This is a genomic window from Flavobacterium sp. FG19, from assembly GCF_057809475.1.
In genome coordinates this window covers 1-22367 of the sequence record NZ_JBMDKA010000048.1, presented here as the reverse complement: position 1 = coordinate 22367, position 22367 = coordinate 1, and the positions used below count along the sequence as shown (strand labels likewise).

Genomic DNA, 22367 nt, shown 5'->3' with positions numbered 1-22367 from the left:
AATTAAAAAGTCAAACCCCGTTATTTTAAACTTACACACTTTTTAGGATAGTGTCCCTTTATCATTTTTTATATCCCTTTATAAAACCTCTTTTTCTTCTTCTGTTTAAATTTTTTAGAAACATAGTCATTTATCTTTTCCCCACGGAGCAGTATATCTGCCAGATTTTCTTTTAAATACTCTTGCGATTCGAGATTTTGAAACTTTTCTGAAGTTGCTGAATTGGATTTTTGGTATTTCCTTTCAAGTGAAAGAATGTTCATTGCACAGCTTTCCTGAATTCCTTTTGCACTTAATTCTTTTCCAAGACTGCTTCCATTGACAACCGACTGTGTCTTAAAGTCGATAAAAGTAATTCCATAAAGCTTGCCCTCACTGCTTTTTCTTAAAACAGTATGAATAGCTTCATCTTTGAGTCTTTGGGATAATCTCTCCACAGAAGTCATTCTCTCATCAAAAAGAGCCTGTCTCAAAGCATTTTTTACACGGCTTTTACAGTATTGCTTTTTTGATTCATTTACCCTGAATTTTTCCTCCAAAAATTTTAGGGTAGGCCTGCTGTAGAATTCGCTGGCTTTTATCGGCACGCCTATCGGTTTCGAATTCTGGTCAAGTATCTTATAAAGCAGTCCGTTATTTTTAAAAACTCTCGATCCCGATCGCGCGGATTTGCAATCCGTACCCGTAAAGTATATCTACAAAGTGAGAGAAAAAAATAAAAACTGTGAGAACAAACAAGATTTGACAATTGGAATGGGCACGGATTGCAAATCATAAGTGTTCGAAACCTTAAAAATAGTTATTTTTGAGCTAAAAAAAATGAAAGTTTCTGATGTTCTAAAGTATATTCCTAAGGCTGAATTAGAGAGATTATCATTGGAGTATAAAGTTGATCATCAGGTTAAGAAGCTTGACGGACAAACAATGTTTCAGTTGTTATTGTTTTCAATGTTAAATGTCAGAGAAAACAGTCTTCGGGTAATGGAAGAGTTTTATCATTCTTTAGCTTTCAAAAATATTGCAAATAATAGCTTCGAGGGAGTAAGGTATAATTCAATAAGAGACAGGATTGTTGCTATTAATCCTGATTATTTTGAAGCAATTTTTAATAGTTGTCTTTCCCAATTTCAAACTAAATATTTAAAGAAAAAACATAATATCATTTCTTTTGACTCTACGATGGTCACAATTTCATCAAAATTATTGAAGGATGGGATGAAACTTAATAAGAAAGGAGATAAGAAATATGTAAAATTCAGTATGGCATTTTCAAATGTACCAATTCATTCTAAACTATTCACACAACAACAGTTTCTTTCAGAAGAATTTGCATTAAAGGAATTAATCAATGAATGTCCATTAAGTGCTGATAATATTTTAGTTTTCGATAGAGGCCTACAAGCTAGATCGACATTTGAAGAGTTTAGTAATGATAATTTGATTTTTGTAACACGTCTTAATAATTATACTCGTTTCGAAACAATAAATGAATTAAATATTAGCGAAAATGAAACAGAAAAATTAATTATAAAGCAAGATTTACAAGTAACATTATTTGACAAAAGAAATAAAAGAACCAAAAATTTTTTACGTTTGATTATTGCTAAAGAAAAAGAAACTAAAGAAATATTTTATTTTTTGAGTAACAGTAAAGAGTTGAAATCTAAAGAAATAGTAGATATTTATAAGCAAAGATGGGAAATTGAGGTTTTCTTTAAATTTATCAAACAAAACTTGAATTTTAGTCATTTACTAACCAGAGATCTCAACGGAATAAAGGTGGTCATGTATATGACCCTAATTATGTCAATTCTTCTAACTGTTTATAAAAAGCTTAATAATCTCAAAGGATATAAAATTCCAAAACTGAAATTTGCTAATGAATTAGAAGTTTTAATAATCAAAGATATCGTAGAAAAATGTGGTGGAAATTCCAATCAAGTCGACGACATTCTCAAACCTAAATAAGGTTTCGAACACTTATGATTGCAAATCCGCGCTATCAGGAATGCTATTCTATTTTAATGAATTTGAATATGTAAGAATGTCCAAGCTGGCGCAAGCATCTTACTCATGAAACGCAAAAAATAAAAAAAGGCTGAATATCTATTCAGCCTTTTTCTTTTTAGATTGGTACATTCTGTAAATCAGATAACCAATTATAGCAACAAGTAAGTACGGAACTACCATCAAAAATACAATTCCATCGTTTACTGCTTCTGCTTTTTTGATGTTTGAATCTCCGGCTAATGCTGCACGGCACATAGCACACTGTGCATTTATTGAAATTCCAATAAAGAAAAAACAAATCGCAAAAACGATTTTTTTTAATCTGAAATTTAATGTTTTATTTTTAGTGTGCATAATATGGAGAAATCATTAAAAATACTACTACTCCGGTTACAGCAACGTACAACCAAATCGGGAAAGTGATTTTCGCAATTTTTCTGTGTCGGTCAAATCGCTGCGCAAGAGCCCTGACGTATGTAATTAATACAAGCGGAATAATCGCAATTGACAGTAAAATGTGCGTAATTAATATAACAAAATAAACCAGTCGTAACGATCCTGCTTTCGCACTTTCAACTGCATCAAGAATACCATCGTGGTTTGAATCGCCAAATTTAGTAGAGTCTGAAGTCATGTGATACGCCACATACATTACGAGAAATGCAACCGACAAAGCAATCGCAAACGTCATTAACCTTTCATGGAGTTTTTGTTTACCATTTTTTATTGCGATTACAGCCCATACTAAAACAATAGCTGTAATACCATTTGTTGTGGCATAAATTGGAGGAAGGAACGAAAGCGGTTCAACATTGAATCCAAAATCTTTTAATTTAACTCCAAATAAAATGGCTACGACAACCGGAATAACAATTGATACAGCAATGATAAGTTTATTGTATTTTTTTTCTAATGAATGATCTTCCATTTTTATTCTTCTAATAGTATTTTAATGTCTTGTTGAATATCCCTAACTCCTTTTTTATCTAATCCGTCATAATAGATGTTTGGGTTCCCGAATTCATCTTTTCTGCAGCGGATATTTCCATCTTTATCGATTAAGGCAAATAATCCGGAATGTTCAAAACCTCCGCTCACTTTTGAATTTTCTCCGGCATAAAGGTTAAATCCTTTGTTGGACAAATCCATAATCGTCGCTTTATCTCCGGTTAAAAAATTCCAGTTTGATGATTTTACCCCTAATAATTTAGCATGATCTTTTAAAACCTGCGGCGTATCATGTGCCGGGTCAATAGTAATAGAAACAATACCGAAATTAGGGTTTCCAAAAAAAGTTTTTTCAATCTCCAGCATGCTCATATTCATCTTAGGACAAATAGAAGGACAGGTTGTAAAGAAAAACTCTAAAACATATACTTTTCCTTTATAGGTTTCATTCGAAACTTTTACATTATCCTGATTCGTTAATTCAAATTTTGGTGCTTTCCCAATTGTTATTAATTTTCCGTCGGCTTTGGCATTTTTAGAACTTACGTTATCCAGACGGTTTCCTTTTACAACATCGCCGTTTTTGATCCTGTCAACGATTTTGGGTACAGCGTAAATTCCGAAAATCAAAATGATAAACGAAATCCCTATATAAGATTTATTCTTGAACATTGTGATGGTAGTTTTTAAAGTTGTTTTGTTGCGTTATGATTCTTTTTCAGGGCAGCGCGGTACTCGTACAAAATAATCTTGAAATCATCAAGCATTTCATTGCTGAGCTCTGAAGGATGAAAAGTATCGTAGCCTTCTTTGTACTCTTCTTTATCTTTGCGGCCTCTGAGGTTTCTTTCTTTATCAACAATAAAAACATTAGAAGTACCAAGTTTGTCATTTAATTTTGCTTTCAGATGCAGCTGATTGTAAAATGCCTGAATATCTTCTGCCGGAGCAAAGACAAAGTCCCATCCCGAAACATCGGTAAATGGCCTTAAAGCATCTACCAGTTTCCGGGCCTGATCTTCTGTTCCTGTTGGAGAAAGAACTACAAACTGAAGATCTTCAAAACCATGGTAACGTTTGTAGATTTTTTCGTTAAGGTTAAAATAATTTCCACGACTGTTTAAAAGGTCCGAACCCGAAAAACTCAAAACCGTGATTTTTTTATTAAGAGAAACTTTTTTACCGCTGAGGGATTTCCAATCGCCAAAATCGGCAATTTTAGGGGTAATTACGGGAAGTTTTGTAAAACTATTTACGCCTGAAGCAAAAAACAAATAGGCTACAATTGGTAAAACAAAAAGGACAAAAAGAACTATATTTTTTTTCATTTTATTACCGAAGTTATTGAGGTACAAAAATAAAAAAATCCCGATGTTATCGGGACTCTTTTCGAATTAATATCATGTTAAAAATTCCATTTAATAGTAGAATCTTTAAAAACCCCATAAATATAGTGTCCTTCTGTTAACAAGATGAACAATAAATATAATACCAGGAAAATAACCGGTGATACAACAGACCATCTAAAGCTGCTTTTCTCACCTTCCATGTGCATGAATGCCCATACAATATAGTAAGCTTTGAATATTGTTAAGATATAAAATATCCAGTTCAATAAGTTCAAACCGATAAAATGTGTAAATTCTAATGATTTTGGTTTATAGATACCTAAAATAACCTCTACTGTAGTTACTACTGATAGTAATCCGAAAACAAACCAGATTCTTTTTGTATTTGATACGTGCTCGTGTGACATAATAAATAAATTCTAAAATTAAACTAAGTAGAATACTGTAAATACAAATACCCAAACTAAATCTACGAAGTGCCAGTATAAACCAACTTTCTCCACCATTTCGTAGCTTCTTCTTTTTTCGTAAGTTCCTAATAATACATTAAAGAAAATAATGATATTAATGATAACTCCTGAAAATACGTGGAATCCGTGGAATCCTGTGATAAAGAAAAAGAAATCAGCAAATAATTTATTACCATACTCATTTCTGATAAGATTTGCTCCTTCTACTACGTATTTTGCTTCTGCCAAACGAGTTTCAGATTCTTCTCTTGATAAAACTGTTTTTTTCTTTTCAGCAGTCAATTTTTCTGTTCTGATTAATAATTCAGGATGTGCTTTAAAACCAGCCTGAATTTCTGCCACAGAGTATGTTGGAAGTGATTCAGCATCTTCCATGAACCAGCTTGTTTTGCTTCTTGTTAAAGCTTCTCTCTGCTCTGGTAATTTTACTGCAAAATCAGCAAGAGCTACTCTTTTTCCGTCTTTGTCAACGAACTGCAATAAACTTCCGCCGTGAGTTTCAACTGCACCGTATTCTCCTTTAATGAAGTTTTTCCACTCCCAGGCCTGAGACCCAACGAAAATTAAACCTCCAATAATAGTTAAGAACATGTATACAGCTACTTTTGACTTTTTTAACTGATGACCTGCATCAACAGCCAATACCATTGTTACAGATGAGAAAATCAAGATAAAAGTCATTAAGGCTACATAATACATAGGAGCCGCAACACCATGTAAAAAAGGAAAGTGAGTAAACACTTCATCAGCCAATGGCCAGGTTTCAATAAATTTAAATCTAGAAAAACCATAAGCTCCCAAGAATCCGGAGAATGTTAAGGCATCTGATACGATGAAAAACCACATCATCATTTTACCATAACTTGCTCCTAATGGCTGGATATCCTCGCCGCCTCCCCAAGTTTTTTCGTCGTTATTTGCAGTAGTAACTGTCGCTTCCATAAAAGATATTCGTTAAAAAGTTCCCAAATTTACGTTTTTTTCTTATTTAAAGAAATATAAAAATAAAAATAATAATACCCACAATAGGTCCAAAAAGTGCCAATACATCGCACCTAGTTCTATTCCAAGAGTTTGGACTGGATTGTATTTTTGTTTAAAATGATTATAAATTATAATTAAAAGCGAAATTAGTCCTCCCGCCAGGTGCAATAAGTGCATAAGAGCAATGACATAAAGGAAAGTTGTAGTAATTGAACTACCCTGTCCGGTCATATAATAACCGCTTTCGATGATCTGTCCGAAACCGGCAAACTGTAAAACTACAAACAAAACCCCAAAAGCCAGTGTTGCTAATAAAAAAGCAGTGGTTCCGCCTCTGTTTCCTTTTTCAATTGCCTTTTTGGCCAGAAAAAAAGTCACACTGCAGGCAATTATAACCGCTGTACTGGCATAAAAAGCTGACGGAATCTGAAAATTCTGCAGCCAGTCTGCTCTTGATTTACTCACTACAAATGCACTGGTAAGACCTGCAAACATCATTGTCATGCTTACCATCGCAAACAACAGAATCAGCTTGGCCGATTTTGATTTTCTTACCTGCTCTTCGCTTGTTATTGTCATTTCCATAACTATCTTAAAAATTTATCTACTATAAATACAATCTGAAGTAATGAGATATACGATACACTCACTAACATTAAGGTTCTCGCCGCTTTTGGCGTTCGCAGCTGGTACAAACGTACCGCATAAAACAGCATCCACAAACCTAACAGCAGCACTAAAACGGCAGCTAATGGCGAAATATACAACTGTCCTGTATAACCTAAAACCGGAAGCAATGACGCTATTATAAGCCATACCGTATACAAAATAACCTGTAAAGCTGTTTTTCTGTCTTTATTTCCTGTAGGCAGCATAAAAATACCCGCCTTTGCATAATCGTCATATAAAAACCAGCCAATCGACCAGAAGTGTGGAAACTGCCAGAAAAACTGAATCAGAAAAAGGGTACCGGCTTCGATACCAAATTCGCCTGTAGCAGCCACCCATCCTAACATAAAAGGAATCGCACCGGGAAAGGCTCCCACAAAAACAGACAGTGAAGTAACTGTTTTTAAAGGAGTATAAATACTGGTATATAAAAATATTGAAATTGCCGCAAACATGGCCGACTTGGCATTGATCGTATACAACAGTACGATCCCTGTTATCGTAAGAAGGCTTGCTACAATTAATGCGTTTACTTTAGACATTCGCCCGGAAGCAACAGGGCGGTTTTTGGTTCGGTCCATTAAAGAATCAATATCTTTTTCTATGACCTGATTATAGGCGTTGGAAGCCCCAACCATACAATAGCCGCCAACTGACAAAATAAGAAGAACACTCCATTTAAAAGGATGTTCGTCGTTTACACCTAATAAATATCCTGCTATAGAAGAGAACAAAACACTAATTGCCAGTCCGGCTTTAGTAATCTCTTTGAAATCCAGAAATATTGATTTTATTGAAAATGTGTTTTTTGCAGCGTTCAATACCGTAGTCTTTGTATATTTTTTTTGAGTGGTGCAAATGTACAAATTAGATTGTAGAATTTAGACCTATAATTTTAGATTTTTTTCAATAAAACCTTTACAGAATAGGAACGTGCCAATCTTTAACACTATTATTTCGAAAAATCTTATTAAAAATCCTAGTAATCAAAATACCAGTTAAAGATATCCGAACGCAAACCAATCGTAAACCAGGTAGTACTTTGCTTAAACGTGGTCGCCGTTTCCTGAGTTGGATCAAAATTTCTGTAAATAAAACTGCCAAAGAGCTTTAAGTTCGTTATCGGGTTTATCAAATATCCGGCCTGAACATCGGCAATAAAAATACTGGTTTTATTTCCCTGCCCTACTGTTACTCCTTTATCATACGGACGGTTATCGTCGTAATCTTTATAAATATTGCCTCCATAATTAAAACTGTCTTCTGCTGTATCAAAATCCAATCCTCTTTTCCCGATTGTAAATTTAGCATCTGCAAAATAACGTCCTTTATGATAGCGCCCTATAGCGATGAATTCTGCAAAATTACCTCCCCACTGATGCCCTACACTTTGATTATTATGTCCGTAATTGGTAATTGGATCACTGTGAGAATACACATAAGGACGTACATGGTTGTATTCTAACTGAACCAAAAGATCTTTTATTTTGAAAGCATTGTAGTATTTAGCTCCTAACTGGTACCCAAATTTATTGGCCCAGCTTTTTTCTCCTGCTGCCATATCTCCTACCGAAAATTCATCTAATAAAAACTGGCCGTATAAATTGATGCTGTTATTCCATTTGTATTTGGAAGTAATTCCTAAAAGCGCATTTCCGCTTCGGGATGATGATGAAAATTCTACCGAGCGGTAAAAAATAATCGGGTTTACAAAGTTAACATCAAAACCTCTGTTGTTTGTATCGGTCCATACTACTGACTCGAAGAGACCGATATTTAATTTATTGGTAACATTCAGACTTAAATAATGATTTGCCATATATTTACTGGCATAGGTTCTGTCAACCGTAACATCCGGACGCACATCTTTAAGCCACATATAAGTATTGGTATACTTTATTTTCCAGAATGTAGTATTAATTTTAAAATACGGATACGGACTTGCTCCGTCGCTTTCCAAAAGAGATCTGTAACCATCGCCTATAAAGTTTCTTCCGTAACCCAGTTGAAAATCAAAAATGGAACTGGGAGCAAAAGTAATATTAGCTTCTGCCAGTGGAAAATCATAGGCATCGGTTTTAAAGCGTTTTGCAATTCCCATTCCCGGAATAATCGCCGGATTACCGCCTGATGGTTTTAAAGTTTCTGCATAGGCATTGTAATATCCTGCAAATCGTCCCTGGCTTTCAAAAACAGTAGTCGTAAAATTGATTTGCTTTCCTAAACCACCTCTGAAATTTAAAGCACGAGTATTTACAAAAGTAGACGGATCAAGATCAGAAGCCTTACCCATTTGCAAATCTAAAATCGGGTTAAGCGCCAGCCAGTAATCTTCGCCCTGAATCTGAAGTAAATTTTCATTCCACAATTTTCTTCCCCACCAGCCGGAAACTTTTTTCTGAAGTGACTCGTTTACTGCTTTTAAATTATAATATTTTGAAACCTCAGTATACGTATAAGGCTTTGAAGCGGTATGATTGTTACTTCCTACCTGATTCATAGCACCGTCAAACTGTGCATAATAACTATGGGAAAACGGTATGTTTAAATGACTTTCAAACTCCGGCATATTGTATTTTTTATATACAATACTATCCAGTTCTGTCATAGGTTTTTCAACCGGTTTTAAAATCTCTGCCGCCGCCAGAGCTTCTGCCGCAATCTGATCGGCTGTTTTTAACGGAACATCTATAGATATTGTATATTTGGAATAAGTTGGTTTTCCGTTAAAAGTTGATGGCTTAATTTTTGGAAATTTTCCAAAAACATTTTTAGCCTCTTCGGTCAGCTGATCATTGGCTGCGTTTACGTAAATTACTTTAAATTCACCTTCTGCATTTACCTCAAAAAGTACTCTTACCTCTCCTTTATAATTGTTATTCTTTAACTCTTCGGGAACCTGAAAATTAGCATAAACAAAATCCTGCACCTCTTTGTAAAAGCAGTTTTCAAGATTTTTAGACTGCAGGTTTTCACAATCCGGAAAAACAGGAAACTGCTCTGCCGTAAAACCGGGTTTAATACCAATTTCCTGAGAGAAACCGACTAAAGGCAGTAAAATAACAACTAAGGGCAAAAAAAACTTATTCACGTAGATTGGGGCTTTTATTTAATATTGGTTTGGGGTACTTTCTCCGTCGGCAATTGCTTTTGCTGCCGAGGTTCCGATGCGTTTCACGCCTAAACGAATCATTTCTAAGGCATCTTCATAAGAGCGAACACCACCCGCCGCTTTTACAGGCAGGGGCGATGCATTTTCGAGCATCATAATCATAACCGGAACTGTCGCTCCGTTTGGCTGGCCATTTTCTGTCGGATAAAATCCTGTTGACGATTTTACAAAAACTGCATCATAATCGTCTTCTGCAAAATGCGACACTACTACATTTTTAATCAAGGCCGAAAGCTGTATAATTTCTTTATCACTCAATGCCGCCGTTTCAATAATCCATTTTACGGTTTTATTATGAGCGAGGCCTATCTGAGTACCAATTAAAACTTCTTGTTTTACTATATCTGTATTTCCTTCTTTGAAAGCTTCGTAATTACATACAAAATCCAAATCATCTGCTCCGTCTGCAATAGCTTCATTGGCTTCTTTAATTTTGGTTTCGAGGGCTGAATTTCCTTTTGGAAAATCTATCACGGTTCCAACAAGCAGCACTGATTCTGCTTCAAGTATCATTTCTTTGGCCAGTCTTACATATTCCGGACGGATCATAATAAGTTTAAACCCTTCCTGAATGGCTTCTGTAATTGCCTTCCTGACCACAATAACATTCTCCTCTTCCGAAATTCCGGCCTGAGAAGCTGTTTTTAAATACGTAGAATCCAGATATTGCTTAACATTCATAATAGTGAAGTTAGATCGAATGGCGCAAAAGTACTATTTAAATCAGAAAAAATACTCTTTTACAAAGCTTGATTTTACGGCAATAAAAAACCCACCGAAGCGGGTCATTATATTCTTATATTTTATCTATATATTTCTTAAAGCCTATTGCCGAAAAAACAGCTGTAACGGCTCCAAGTGTATTGGCCAGAACATCTTTTACATCTGATGCCCGGGTTTTGGTTAAAACACCCTGAAGAATTTCGATGGTTATACCAAAAAAAACCGAAAATATAAACGCAATCAAACAGGCTTTAAACTCATCTGCTTCTTTTGCTCTCAGCTCTTTCCTGAAGTATAAAATCCAGGAGAGCGTAAAAACAAAATGAAAACAAAAATGAACAATTTTATCAATACTGGGAAAATTTACTTTAGGAAGACTGCCCGAACTGATCAGACATAAATAAGCAATAATCCCTGAGCAGATAATCGCCCAGATTAACAATAATTGTTTAGGCACCTATAAGTTGTTTATAAGCTTCGTCAGATAATAAAGTATCGATTTCAGAAGGATTAGCAATTTTAACTTTAATCATCCAGCCAGCTCCGTAAGGATCCGTATTTACTGTTTCCGGTGCACTTTCTAACTCTTCATTAAAAGCAATAATTTCTCCTGTAAGAGGTAAAAACAAATCTGAAACTGTTTTTACAGCTTCCACTGTTCCAAAAACCTCATCTTTATCAAGTGTCTGATCTAAAGTTTCTACTTCAACATACACGATATCCCCTAACTCTTTTTGTGCAAAATGAGTAATTCCTACAGTCGCCACATCGCCTTCGATGCTAACCCATTCGTGATCTTTTGTGTACTTTAAATTTGCTGGTATGCTCATAATAGTATGTTTGAAAATTGATATTTTAATAAATCTGCAACAAATGTAATAATCTTCTAAGAATATCTTGTTTATAAACCTAAATTTAATTTCCGAAATTATAACGAAGTGTAAAACCGGATCTGATGTTGGTTATAGGATATGATGTTGAGATAACTGCTTTTGAGAACGAATGATCGTAATAGAATATAGCGGTCAGGTTTTTACTGAAAGCATAATCAGCCGTTAGTTTTAATGACCAGATATTCTGCCCTGCTGCCAGCTGGTTATTATCATAATCCAGATAACGTACCAGTGTTTCATTATTTCTAAGCGAAAAATCGGCTTTAATATTAATATCACTCTTGATAATTCCGGTTGGGTTATCTGCCAGTCTTGACGAAAAAATAACATCTTTAAATCGATAGCCCAGACCAATTATATATTCCATTCCCTTAACCTCTGTGAGCAGGTTATTGTCAAAACTCATTGATAATGCACGGTCTTTTTTAATTTCAGAAAGTACACGCAAAGAGCTCTTCAGCTCAAAATCCATTCTGATCAGCGGACTAAACTGTTCTACTAAGTTGACATTGGACATAATAGTCTTATTGTAGAAATTCGTGTTTACATCCTGTACCTGCGGCGTATCATTATAATCAAAATTAGATCTGAACTGATTTATCGTATACGATGCCCTGTAGTTATGCTGTAGTGAAAAACGTTTAAATTTATCTTTAAAATATTTATAACGCATTAAACCATTATACTTAATACTCCAGTTTGGAATTGGGAAACTTCTGAAAATATCCGTTGATGAATTCGAGGCATTGCTTCCGGTATAAGCCGCCAGGAATGCCGGTAATAAAACGGCCTGATTACTCTTAGTATATCCGATAGGGTACCCCTGATTGGCAACATAAACAGCATAATTAGGATCTGTTTCAGCCGGAATAGGATTATTAACATCACCATATCTCGGAATCACAACACCTGAACCGTAACGCTGTTCTGCCAGACGGTCTGCAATTATTAAACGGTTGTTTCTAAAATCATCAAAAGCAGCCGACTCGGTTTCGTTACTGGTCGAAAAAGCTGTTTTTATCATTACCGTCGAAATAGAGAACATTCCATATGTATAAGGAGACAACGGCTGATATTCTTTTGTGATCGGGTCAACACTATATTGTTCTGAAGTATTATCAGAATAAGAACGGTCCATAGATAAATCAACTTTTAAATCCGGCAGTAAATCAATATTGGCCGTAATTTTTAAAAGTGTATTGGTTACCTGCGAATAGCTTTGGTTAAATTCCTGATAAGTTGTCAGCCATCCGTTTTTCGCAGCTTCATAACGCACATCGTCCTGACTTCCGAAAATAAAGCCAAGTGTTGGTTTAGATGTTCCCAGAAAACCAATACTAGGAGTATAGCCCGGAAGAACCGTTCCGCTGTTTTTGGTATAATTGATCTGTACATTTTTAATACTCGTAAGCACTCCTATTAAACCATCATAAAAAGGACTGCTGCTCACGGTTGGTTTTGCTGTATTTACGATTTTTTCTCCCGGTTTAGGCGGTGCAGCCGGTTTGGCTTTTGCCGGAGACTTAGCACCAGGAGTCAGTCCTAAATATTTATACAGTGTCCCCATGTTTAAGGTTGTGGTCAGGGTATTTGAATTCGCATTTTGAATGGTATTCCCTAAATTATAAACCTCTCCGGTATTGGTATCTGTATATTCTGAAAATGCTGTTGAAGAACGCTGCCAGCTGTAATCTGCTTTATAAGAATAGCTTGCTTTCACAAAACCAAAAAACGGTATTTTGTTAATTGGAATTTCGTAATCCAGCATTAATTGCTGTGCATGCTGGTTAGGTGTTCCGATATCCCAGTAATCATCCCAAATATTAAAATCTTCTTTTGGAGAATTATCATCGTTTAAGAAGTTTCTAACAATGTTATTGGATGTAGCACTGTAATTCAGTTTTAAAGATTTTGTCAGGTTAAAACCAAATCCATACTGGTAATTAAACGCAAAATTTCGTCTGTAAAGCGGATCAAGTCCAAGGCTGCCCTCTTCTAACTCTACTTCTCTGTACTTCTGACGGTTGCTTTGTCTGATAATATTGGAATTAAACGAAATATTAGACGGCAGGTAATTAAAGTTTAAATCACTTAACATTTTCCAATATTCGCTCTTTTTCATAAACTTCGTGTTTTTGAAAGGAACTACTTCTTTTGGCTGAAAGGTATAGGCGTAATTTACAGCCGTATTAGACTGCTCGTCTTCATAATCTTCTACTTCATAATCATGGCGTTCTACCTGATTATACGATTGCGAAAATGTAAAATTCTCCACATCATAAACATGCGGCTTCTGTTCAGGAGCTCTGTCTTTTCTAACCCCGATAAAGTTAATACTCTTACGTTTTGTATAATCTACAGCACGTGTTCTGATATTATCTTTTTCGGCCTGGTCTGTTGTCTCTCTTAATAACTGATCCAGTTTAATATCCTGATTAAACGGATCGTATTCCGGAGTAATTACTTCTTCTCCAATCGCATAGTTAAACGGCAGGTTGATTCCCCATTTTGGAGGAAGTAATTTTCCTAAATTTAAGTTGGTAACGATATTATACTGCTGCACATCTTCACGATCACGCTCATTTGCTCCCTGTTCCAGAGAACCAAAACCAATAGTACTTTTTCTTCCTGTTGCCGAAACGGTAGCAAAATCGGCCATGTTGGTATCTACGTTTAATATCGCCGCCATACCGCCTTTGTTTTCCAGATCAGACAAACGGAGTTCGTTAAACCAAAATTCCCCTTTAAGGTCTTTGTGGTCAGCACGGCTTTTTACCCCCACCATTAAATTTCGAACCAGTCCAAAGTTTGGATTTCCCTTTATCCCTAGTTTTAATCGGGTATTACCATCTCTTGATAGCGGATCTCCTTCTATAGCGGCATCATCATCAGGATAATAAATTCCGTTTACATCTCTTTTATCTGAATTTATATCAATAGGCATTGCCTTGATTTTCATCTTGGTCAGCAATTCAAGCGCCAGGTCTATATTATTATCCTCCATCCACACCTGATCTGCACTTACAGCAGAGTTTCCGGCAGGTTTGGTTACTTTTAAAGGAATCTCTATCTGGTAAAAGTTTTGGGTAAAGTCGTTACCAAAACGAATAAATCCAATCATTTCTTCGTCTTCTAACGGAAGTTCCTGCGGCAGCGATTCAGCATGTAAAAACATTTTCAGTTTTTTGTACTGGCGCATATCGACACTTACATTTTTAAACACGGCTCTCGCATCCTGATATTGTAAACCGGTACCCGCAACACGAAGGGCCAGCGACTGCTCATTTTGATTGATAACGGTATTGTTATTGTATAGCTGCTCTCTCTGAACTCCCGGAGGCATTACATAATTTACCGGACTTTTGGTTCCGTTTTCCTGAACGTTTACTGCTGCCACATCAAATTCAACGCCGGAGTCTTCCGGTTTTGGGTGGTTTATATCCAGTTTTTCGGTATACCTTCTCCACTCTCCTCTTACTAAGTCCAATGCTCCGAAACGAACCGTCATCTGATCATTAAATCCGGTAGTAAACATACGCATGAAACGAATAGATCTAAAATCTGTAATGTTTCCAATGGTATTTTTAGGCTGGGCAACCGGAATTTTAAACTGAATCCATCTGGCACTTGTAGTAGACCCATTTGGTAATTCTACAGGTCCCAGATCACTCGGTTCACGAATATCGGTGATATAATTTTCCCCAACCTGCATTCCCGGTCTGATATCAATACTGTATTCATAATACGCATTGATGGTGCTCATGGTATTATCACGATTTATATCTTCAACATCCGGAAGGGTGGTTGAACCTCTGTTTGGATCGTTAATACTTACAGCCGAGTTTCCTTCGACACCGTTGTAATTTTTATAGCGTTCTAAAACGCCTCCTTCTGTATTTAAATAATAAACATAATCATCTGCTGCCGGGTCGGCTTCACCTGCATAATTGGTATAAACAGCACCTTCTCTTGCATTTGGGAGACCATCTAAACCTACGTCCTGATTTTTTCGATTGTCAGGATTGGTATCAAAAGCATAAATTAAAGACTGTGAAGCCGGAACATCTCCCCATAATGGCTGTGGATTAACCATAATCTGGTCCGGACCTAATCCGTTTTCATATTGTTTTCTTCCGTCTTTTAATACATCCTCAGAAACTTCCCCTAAGTTGAAATAAATTTTACCACTGTTACCCGCAGAAGCTTCACCTGCCCCAACATAAGGATCCAGAATCCAGAACTGGATATACTCAACGTTACCCTGCTCGAAATTGGTTGAATTTAATGCTCTCATAATTCCTCCAAAATTAGTTGAAGGATCGCTGGAACTAAAAGAAGGATTGTTATTATAAGGTCCTCTTTCAGATGGATAATACGTTAAATCGAGCGTATTGATTACCTGGATCTGTCCTTGCGCAATATCGGTATTAGGATATAACTCTTTGCTGTAAATTCTTCTGGTTGTATTTAACGATAAATCGTCATTGGAAATCCCGGATGGTTTTGAGGTATAAAAAACAGGATCAATAGTATACCATGCTAATTTAGCTCTTTTAAAACCATAATCTAAAGTATTAGAATTGGCATTAAAAGTATTATCTGTATCATTGTTTATCATTGGCGTTGAAGACAAACTCCAGGCATAAGCCGAACGCATATCTATCGTTGATTGTGAACCTTCAAAATCATCAACATAAATAGTAGCCTCTCCTTCAAAATCACTTGCTTTTGGCGCATCCGGTTTCAAAAAGGCTACTTCTCCCCTAATGGATAAATTAGACGGAACGTCTGTGTCTATATTAGGAAGTTTATTGGCAAGTCTGGTTAAAAACGGAACTTCTGTTGAGTAATTTCCGTTAAATCCAAAAATGGTGTTGTTTACAGATTCCTGTCCATAACTCGACTTTTGGGTAAACGGTCTTTCTGTCATTTTTAAAAATGTACCGCCAATTACAAATTTATCCGAAATTTTATGTTCGATATTGAATCCCATGAATCTTCGGGTCTGCTGCCCAAAAATGGAATTGTTTTCCAGGGAAACTTCAATTGGTGTATTGGAAGCCTGCAGCGAAGGATCTAAAATTTGTACTCTTCCTAACTGGTAATCGACGCTGTAATCAATTCCTTCAACCAGTCTTCTTCCTGCTGCAGTAACAACTACAGAACCCTGCGGAACGTTGAAAGCGCCAATTGGAATACCACTGCTTCCTGATGATTTGTATTTTCCTCTTAATAAGAATTTATTTTTATCACTGTCCTGCAATGCGCCGGCCTGTGTATTTCGGTACATGTTTCTAAAAACATATTTCTGCTGGTTAGGGTTATAAGTGCCTGGGTCATTATAATTTTCTCCGGCTCCCACTTTTAATTTTTTAAAGATAAGTTCTCCAAAAGGCTCCTTAGTAGTAAAGATTACTCTTCCGTTCTGAACATCAACTGTCACTCCCGGAATATAATCGAAGAAACCATCTCCTCCTCCCTGCGGATCATTGTTATAATTCAGACGGTCTAAGTTGAAAACATTTAATAGCGGAGTTTGTTCTACCTTCATATCAGCAGACGGATTTGAAGGAAAAGACGATCCGGTGACCGGTGTAATATAATTTATGGGAGAAGGATCTGTATATAAAATGTTTAACCTGAAATCATCCTGCTTAATTTGATAAGCCTGTGGAATCTGATACACGTTTTTCATCATCAGGTTCCAAACCGGATTCTGAACATTAGTCAAACTGCTTTTCAGCATTTTTAAAACTAAACTCTGTGTAATAATGGCCTGATTGGCATTATTACTTCCGGTAACCACGGTTGCATCAACACCATCACTTCCAAATTCCCCAACCTGATATACTTTTCCTCCAATAGTATACTCAAAAGCTACAGCCAGGATTTCATCGTTTGCCAGACGCTGCTGTAACGAAATATATCCCAATTGGGCATTAAAGGTATATTCGGCTGTAGTTAGTTTTCTGGCATTTTCTAATACCGAGTAATCTGTTGCTTCACTTACATTCGAACTGTTGAATCCTGATTTTGCTGTTACAATTTCTCTAATATTGGAATTTAAGAGTGATCCGGACTGACCAATTGTTGCCGGGTTGTATTTGTTATTACTGTTATCGGCAGGACTGTCCGGCGGATTATTAAAAAATCCTGCTGTAGGCGTAACCACTACTACCTCACTGTCTGCAACACCAGTTACCTGAGATTCTCCCAAATCCTGAAGGGCAATAATATTTCTTAAGTTGTTGTTATTGGTTGTAACACGGTTTTGTTTATTGGTTACCCAGACTTCAAGCCTTGTAATTTGTACACGGCTGTCAATTAACGGATAATTCACTAATGAGGCATCGTATTTGTTTCTAAAATACTGAGACAGGAAAAAGTGACGGTCACTGTCGTAGTCTAAAGCATACAAATCAAAGTTCTGAACAGTACCTCCATTTTCTGCTACCACACTTTTGGTCTGTGATTTTTGTTCTGAAAAAACACCTGTGATGGTTGTTCTTCCAAATTGCAGCTGTGTTTTTACCCCAAATAAACTCTGGGCTCCCCGAATCAGTGTGCTGTTCAGGGGCATGCTTACATTACCTACCTCTACTTTTTGAATAATATCGTCTTCTGAAGGAGTATAAGCCAGTTTAAACAGGTTCTGGAACGCAAATGTGGACTGGGTGTCATAATTGGCGTTTACTTCGAGTCTTGTACCTATTTTACCCATTAAACTCATACTGATACGTTGATCAAAATCGAAAGTAAGGCTTGATCTGTTTCGGGGCGAAAAGGCCGGGTTATCCTGTTTGGTATACCGAACCCCTAAATCCATCTCAACAGAACCGGTTGGTTTTACATCGATGGTGTTACTTCCAAATATACTTTCAAAAAGGCTTGAGTTAATATAATATCTTGGCAGCAGATCTTTTTTGGCCGCTTCGGCACCTGTCTTCTTACCATCTATCGCATCCATTTTTTTTCTGAAATACTCTCTTCGGGATTCTTTCAGAACTAAATCTTCGTATTCTTTAGGAGTTAAAACCAAAGGATAATCAATAGAAAAACCATCTACAGAATTGGTGTAAATATACCGGTCTGTAATGGGATCGTATTTATAACCTGAAAGTACACTAGGCGGGTTTTCTATCTCTAATTTTCCGACAGAAAACTGAGTTTTGGTTGTATCTTGCACTGCCGGATTTACCTGTGACTGTAAAACATTACCACAAAATAAAACCAGTAAAAAAATACAAATTTTACGCATACAATTGGTTATAAAAGTTGGTTTTATAAGCTTTTTAAAGCCTTTTTGATGATGGTTTCCACAGTAGCTTCAGGGTCTTCTTTTACGATCCTTTCTACTACTTTTTCAGAAGCTTTACGAACAAAACCTAAAACTTCCAAAGCAGATAACGCTTCATCTTTGTTTCTATTGTTTTGGATTACAGAAACTTCATCCAAATCATACAATTTTAACATTTTATCCTTTAAATCAAGGATTACTCTTTGTGCTGTTTTGTTTCCGATACCTTTAATTGACTGGATTACACCAACATCTCCGGAAGCAATGGCATTGATAATTTGTTTTGGTTCTATCGAAGAAAGCATCGTACGTGCAATACCAGCGCCAATTCCTGAAACCGACAAAAGCATTCTAAATATCTCACGTTCTGATTTTTCTACAAAACCGTATAAAGTATGCGCATCTTCTTTGATTTGAAGATGCGTATACAATTTTATAAAGTCAGCATTGGGAAGTAACGAAAAGGTATGTAAAGAAATATTTACATGGTATCCTACCCCGCCGCAGTCAATTACAACTTCTGTGGGATTTTTTTCTACTAATTTTCCCTGCAAATGTGCTATCATAGTATAATTTATAAGAATCAAATATAATAAAAATGCAATAAAAGTAAGACAATATTAATTGATCCTTATTTTTACAGTACTACTGTGCTAATTTGTTCTTTTTTATTTCTTTTTCCTGAGCGTCAATAACCGCAATTGCTGCCATATTTACCATTTCTTCAACGCTGGCACCTAATTGAACAATGTGAACCGGCTTGCCCATTCCCATCATAATTGGTCCGATAGAAGCTGATTTATTTAATTCTTTCATCAGCTTATAGGTAATATTAGCCGACTCTAAGTTAGGGAAAATCAGTGTATTTACTTTTTTACCTGCCAGTTTAGAGAATGGGAATTTTTCCTGAAGCATTTCTGAATTTAAAGCAAAGTCTGCCTGAATTTCACCATCTACGACCATCTCAGGATGATTTTTATGCAAATACGCCACCGCATCTCTTACTTTTGAAGCATTTTGATGAGTTGATGATCCGAAGTTTGAATACGAAACCATTGCAATTACCGGTTCAATTCCGAACATTTTTGCGGTTTTGGCTGTCATTAAAGCAATATTCACCAAATCTTCTGAAGACGGGTTAATGTTGATCGCTGTGTCTGAAAGGAACATTGGCCCCCTGGATGTCAGCATCATGTTTGCGGTTGCCACAAGTGAGGCTCCGGGTGCTTTTTCGACCAGCTGAAGCATTGGTTTTACTACACTTGGGTAACTTCTTGAATATCCTGAAACCAGAGCATCTGCTTCGCCTTCGTTAACCATCATAGCCGCAAAATAGTTTCTTTCGCGCATGAATTTCTCTGCGTCCAGTTTAGAAACACCTCTGCGTTCTCTGGATTCCCAGAATGATTTTGCAAACCGGTTGCGTCTTGCTTCTTCTTCGTTTGTTTTAGGATCAATGATTTCCAGTTCGGCATCAAAACCTAATTCTGCTTTTAATTCTAAAATAGTTTCTCTGCTTCCTAATAAAACCGGGATACCAATTCCGTCTTCATGCACGATTTGTGCTGCTTTTAAAACATTTAACTGATCTGCTTCGGCAAAAACAACTCGTTTAGGATCTAGTTTAGCACGGTTGGTAATCAAACGTACCATTTTATTATCGTTCCCCATACGTTCACGCAGCTTGTCTTCGTAAGCCGCCCAGTCGGTAATAGGATTTTTTGCCACTCCTGATTCCATAGCCGCTTTTGCAACAGCAGGAGCCACTACGGTGATCAAACGAGGGTCAAATGGTTTTGGTATAATATATTCCTGACCGAAACCTAGCTTCGTAGCTCCATAAGCTACATTAACCTGTTCCGGAACTGGTTCTTTTGCTAAAATGGCCAAAGCTTTTACAGCTGCCATTTTCATTTCTTCGTTGATTTTTCTGGCTCTTACATCCAGTGCTCCTCTAAAAATATAGGGAAAACCTAAAACGTTGTTTACCTGATTAGGAAAATCAGAACGCCCTGTAGCCATAATAACGTCTTTACGGGTTTCGACCGCCAGATTATAATCGATTTCCGGGTTTGGATTTGCCATGGCAAAAACAATCGGATTTTTTGACATTGATAACAGCATTTCCGGAGAAAGGATATTTCCTGAAGACAAACCAATGAAAACATCGGCTCCTTTTACTGCTTCTGCCAGTTCAATTTTAGCACCTTCTACCGCATATTTTAATTGTAAGTCAGAAAGCGAAGTGTTGTCTTTTGTTAAAAGTCCTTTACTATTGTACATTAAGATGTTTTCTACTTTTACACCCAATGAAACGTACAAATCGGTACAGGCAATAGCGGCAGATCCGGCACCAGAAACGACCATTTTTACTTCTTCGGCTTTTTTACCAGCTAATTCGAGCGCATTAATTAAGGCAGCCGAAGAAATGATAGCCGTACCATGCTGGTCATCGTGCATTACAGGAATATCCAACTCTTCAATTAGTCTTCTTTCAATTTCGAAAGATTCCGGAGCTTTAATATCTTCCAGATTAATCCCTCCAAAAGTAGGGGCAATATTTTTTACAGTCTGAATAAATTCTTCTACATTTTTGGTATCAATTTCAATATCAAAAACATCGATATCTGAGAATATTTTAAAAAGAAGTCCTTTTCCTTCCATTACCGGTTTTCCAGCTTCAGGACCAATATCTCCTAAACCTAAAACCGCTGTTCCGTTTGAGATTACGGCTACTAAATTTCCTTTTGCGGTATATTTATAAACGTCTTCAATGTTTTCTGCAATTGCTAAACATGGTTCTGCAACTCCCGGCGAATAAGCCAGTGATAAGTCTCTCTGGGTTGCATATTTTTTTGTTGGAACTACCTGAATTTTTCCTGGAGTAGGCTCAGCATGATACTGTAATGCCTCTCTTTTTTTACTCTCTTTGTTCATATTTTAGCTTTTATTCTAGCTTACAAAGATATAAGTCTTAGTTTAAAATGGGGGTGATTTCAGTGCTTTCTTTTGTTAAAATATCAAAATGAAAAAGTCAAAAAAAATAGCCCTATTTGATTTGGGCTATTTAGAAAAGTATTTTTATAAAAGTATTTACTGTGAAATATAAGAGTTTAGATGGTGAATGGTATCTTTTTGAATTTCGATAATGGCTTTCACAACATCGCTTATTGAAATTATGCCTACTACAATACCGTCTTCGAGCACGGGCAGGTGTCTGATTCTTTTTGAACTCATAAGTTCCATACAGTCATCAATATTATTTGAAAGCTGTACCGAAAAAACATTGCTTTCCATAATTTCCTGCACCAGTGTTTCTTTGGAGGATTTGTCTTTTAAAACAATTTTTCGGGCATAATCTCTTTCAGATAAAATTCCTTTTAGATCAGTTCCGTCAATAACCAGAATGGCTCCGATGTTTTTTTCGCCCATTACTTTCAAAGCTTCATAAACCGTTGTTAATGAACGTACAGAAAAAACATTTCTCCCTTTTGCTTTTAATATTTGCTCTACAGTCATAATCTGAAAAATTTTATTTTTATAAAGTTATAATAAAAACCAACACAATCTACAGCGAAATCGATTTTTTAAAAACACAACTAATTCATTTTAAACATAATACATCAAAATTAAATTTTTCAAAATGATAACGTAAAGAATGAAATCGTTTGGAAATGTTTTTTGATAAAAATTAGATTTTTTAACGTTTGAGGATTTTTTTAAAAGACAATTAATTTGTTGCCTATAAATATTTAAAAAATTCCGTAGGAATGTCAAATATTGCAGCAACGGATTTCAATCCGTTGAAATAAATTGAACAACATCAAATGAGTTCCATAGGAACGGTTCATT

General features: G+C 36.1%; 18 protein-coding genes. 1 reads left to right on the top strand and 17 read right to left on the bottom strand.

The genetic code is table 11. The annotated features are described in order from the left end of the window. Nucleotides 1-68: 68 nt before the first annotated feature. Nucleotides 69-587, bottom strand: a complete 519-nt coding sequence (locus ACODST_RS26840) for a hypothetical protein (RefSeq protein ID WP_488935172.1) — start codon at nt 585-587, stop codon at nt 69-71. A gap of 232 nt (nt 588-819) precedes the next feature. Here ACODST_RS26840 and ACODST_RS26835 point away from each other — a divergent pair, with 232 nt between their 5' ends. Further along, nucleotides 820-1968: an IS4 family transposase gene (locus tag ACODST_RS26835; protein WP_488935171.1), complete on the top strand. Its 1149-nt coding sequence runs from the start codon at nt 820-822 to the stop codon at nt 1966-1968. 138 nt (nt 1969-2106) lie between these two features. Here the strand turns inward: ACODST_RS26835 and ACODST_RS26830 are convergent, their stop codons facing one another. The 16 genes from ACODST_RS26830 to ACODST_RS26755 all read right to left on the bottom strand — a co-directional run bounded on the left by ACODST_RS26830 (nt 2107) and on the right by ACODST_RS26755 (nt 22034). Then, nucleotides 2107-2364, bottom strand: coding sequence for a hypothetical protein (locus ACODST_RS26830; RefSeq protein WP_488935170.1), 258 nt, complete (start codon nt 2362-2364; stop codon nt 2107-2109). Next, nucleotides 2354-2938 carry a DUF420 domain-containing protein gene (locus ACODST_RS26825; RefSeq protein WP_488935169.1) on the bottom strand — a complete coding sequence of 195 codons (585 nt, stop codon included), beginning with the start codon at nt 2936-2938 and terminating at the stop codon, nt 2354-2356. The genes ACODST_RS26830 and ACODST_RS26825 overlap by 11 nt, the downstream gene beginning before the upstream one ends. Before the next feature lie 2 nt (nt 2939-2940). Next, nucleotides 2941-3630 carry an SCO family protein gene (locus ACODST_RS26820; protein ID WP_488935168.1) on the bottom strand — a complete coding sequence of 230 codons (690 nt, stop codon included), beginning with the start codon at nt 3628-3630 and terminating at the stop codon, nt 2941-2943. Nucleotides 3631-3644: 14 nt separating this feature from the next. Further along, on the bottom strand, nt 3645-4286 hold the full coding sequence (locus ACODST_RS26815; RefSeq protein WP_488935167.1) for a hypothetical protein: 642 nt from the start codon (nt 4284-4286) through the stop codon (nt 3645-3647). A 77-nt stretch (nt 4287-4363) separates the two neighbouring features. Next, nucleotides 4364-4714 (bottom strand): cytochrome C oxidase subunit IV family protein, encoded by a 351-nt coding sequence (locus ACODST_RS26810; RefSeq protein WP_488935166.1) that lies wholly within the window; start codon nt 4712-4714, stop codon nt 4364-4366. An 18-nt stretch (nt 4715-4732) separates the two neighbouring features. Beyond that, nucleotides 4733-5719 (bottom strand): cytochrome c oxidase subunit 3, encoded by a 987-nt coding sequence (locus ACODST_RS26805; protein WP_488935165.1) that lies wholly within the window; start codon nt 5717-5719, stop codon nt 4733-4735. 42 nt (nt 5720-5761) lie between these two features. Continuing rightward, nucleotides 5762-6346: a cytochrome c oxidase subunit 3 gene (locus tag ACODST_RS26800; RefSeq protein WP_488935164.1), complete on the bottom strand. Its 585-nt coding sequence runs from the start codon at nt 6344-6346 to the stop codon at nt 5762-5764. 2 nt (nt 6347-6348) lie between these two features. Then, on the bottom strand, nt 6349-7251 hold the full coding sequence (gene cyoE, locus ACODST_RS26795) for a heme o synthase (protein WP_488935163.1): 903 nt from the start codon (nt 7249-7251) through the stop codon (nt 6349-6351). A 158-nt stretch (nt 7252-7409) separates the two neighbouring features. Continuing rightward, nucleotides 7410-9521, bottom strand: coding sequence for an energy transducer TonB (locus ACODST_RS26790; RefSeq protein ID WP_488935162.1), 2112 nt, complete (start codon nt 9519-9521; stop codon nt 7410-7412). 18 nt (nt 9522-9539) lie between these two features. Further along, nucleotides 9540-10283, bottom strand: coding sequence for a deoxyribose-phosphate aldolase (gene deoC / locus ACODST_RS26785; protein ID WP_488935161.1), 744 nt, complete (start codon nt 10281-10283; stop codon nt 9540-9542). Nucleotides 10284-10398: 115 nt separating this feature from the next. Continuing rightward, nucleotides 10399-10782: a VanZ family protein gene (locus ACODST_RS26780; RefSeq protein WP_488935160.1), complete on the bottom strand. Its 384-nt coding sequence runs from the start codon at nt 10780-10782 to the stop codon at nt 10399-10401. After that, nucleotides 10775-11155, bottom strand: coding sequence for a glycine cleavage system protein GcvH (gene gcvH / locus ACODST_RS26775; protein WP_488935159.1), 381 nt, complete (start codon nt 11153-11155; stop codon nt 10775-10777). Before gcvH ends, ACODST_RS26780 begins: the two co-directional genes overlap by 8 nt. A gap of 85 nt (nt 11156-11240) precedes the next feature. Then, entirely contained in the window at nt 11241-18476 is a 7236-nt protein-coding gene (sov, locus tag ACODST_RS26770) for a T9SS outer membrane translocon Sov/SprA (protein WP_488935158.1), read from the bottom strand. A 23-nt stretch (nt 18477-18499) separates the two neighbouring features. After that, a complete protein-coding gene (gene ruvA, locus ACODST_RS26765; protein WP_488935157.1) occupies nt 18500-19081 on the bottom strand; it encodes a Holliday junction branch migration protein RuvA in 582 nt (193 codons plus the stop codon). A 79-nt stretch (nt 19082-19160) separates the two neighbouring features. After that, nucleotides 19161-21452: an NADP-dependent malic enzyme gene (locus ACODST_RS26760; RefSeq protein WP_488935156.1), complete on the bottom strand. Its 2292-nt coding sequence runs from the start codon at nt 21450-21452 to the stop codon at nt 19161-19163. 156 nt (nt 21453-21608) lie between these two features. Next, a complete protein-coding gene (locus ACODST_RS26755; RefSeq protein WP_488935155.1) occupies nt 21609-22034 on the bottom strand; it encodes a CBS domain-containing protein in 426 nt (141 codons plus the stop codon). Nucleotides 22035-22367: the final 333 nt, after the last annotated feature.

Coding starts and splice junctions, on each gene's coding strand:
- ACODST_RS26835 (WP_488935171.1), top strand. CDS start 820: ATGAAAGTTTCTGATGTTCTAAAGTATATTCCTAAGGCTGAATTAGAG.
- ACODST_RS26830 (WP_488935170.1), bottom strand. CDS start 2,364: ATGCACACTAAAAATAAAACATTAAATTTCAGATTAAAAAAAATCGTT.
- ACODST_RS26825 (WP_488935169.1), bottom strand. CDS start 2,938: ATGGAAGATCATTCATTAGAAAAAAAATACAATAAACTTATCATTGCT.
- ACODST_RS26820 (WP_488935168.1), bottom strand. CDS start 3,630: ATGTTCAAGAATAAATCTTATATAGGGATTTCGTTTATCATTTTGATT.
- ACODST_RS26815 (WP_488935167.1), bottom strand. CDS start 4,286: ATGAAAAAAAATATAGTTCTTTTTGTCCTTTTTGTTTTACCAATTGTA.
- ACODST_RS26810 (WP_488935166.1), bottom strand. CDS start 4,714: ATGTCACACGAGCACGTATCAAATACAAAAAGAATCTGGTTTGTTTTC.
- ACODST_RS26805 (WP_488935165.1), bottom strand. CDS start 5,719: ATGGAAGCGACAGTTACTACTGCAAATAACGACGAAAAAACTTGGGGA.
- ACODST_RS26800 (WP_488935164.1), bottom strand. CDS start 6,346: ATGGAAATGACAATAACAAGCGAAGAGCAGGTAAGAAAATCAAAATCG.
- deoC (WP_488935161.1), bottom strand. CDS start 10,283: ATGAATGTTAAGCAATATCTGGATTCTACGTATTTAAAAACAGCTTCT.
- gcvH (WP_488935159.1), bottom strand. CDS start 11,155: ATGAGCATACCAGCAAATTTAAAGTACACAAAAGATCACGAATGGGTT.
- sov (WP_488935158.1), bottom strand. CDS start 18,476: ATGCGTAAAATTTGTATTTTTTTACTGGTTTTATTTTGTGGTAATGTT.
- ruvA (WP_488935157.1), bottom strand. CDS start 19,081: ATGATAGCACATTTGCAGGGAAAATTAGTAGAAAAAAATCCCACAGAA.
- ACODST_RS26760 (WP_488935156.1), bottom strand. CDS start 21,452: ATGAACAAAGAGAGTAAAAAAAGAGAGGCATTACAGTATCATGCTGAG.
- ACODST_RS26755 (WP_488935155.1), bottom strand. CDS start 22,034: ATGACTGTAGAGCAAATATTAAAAGCAAAAGGGAGAAATGTTTTTTCT.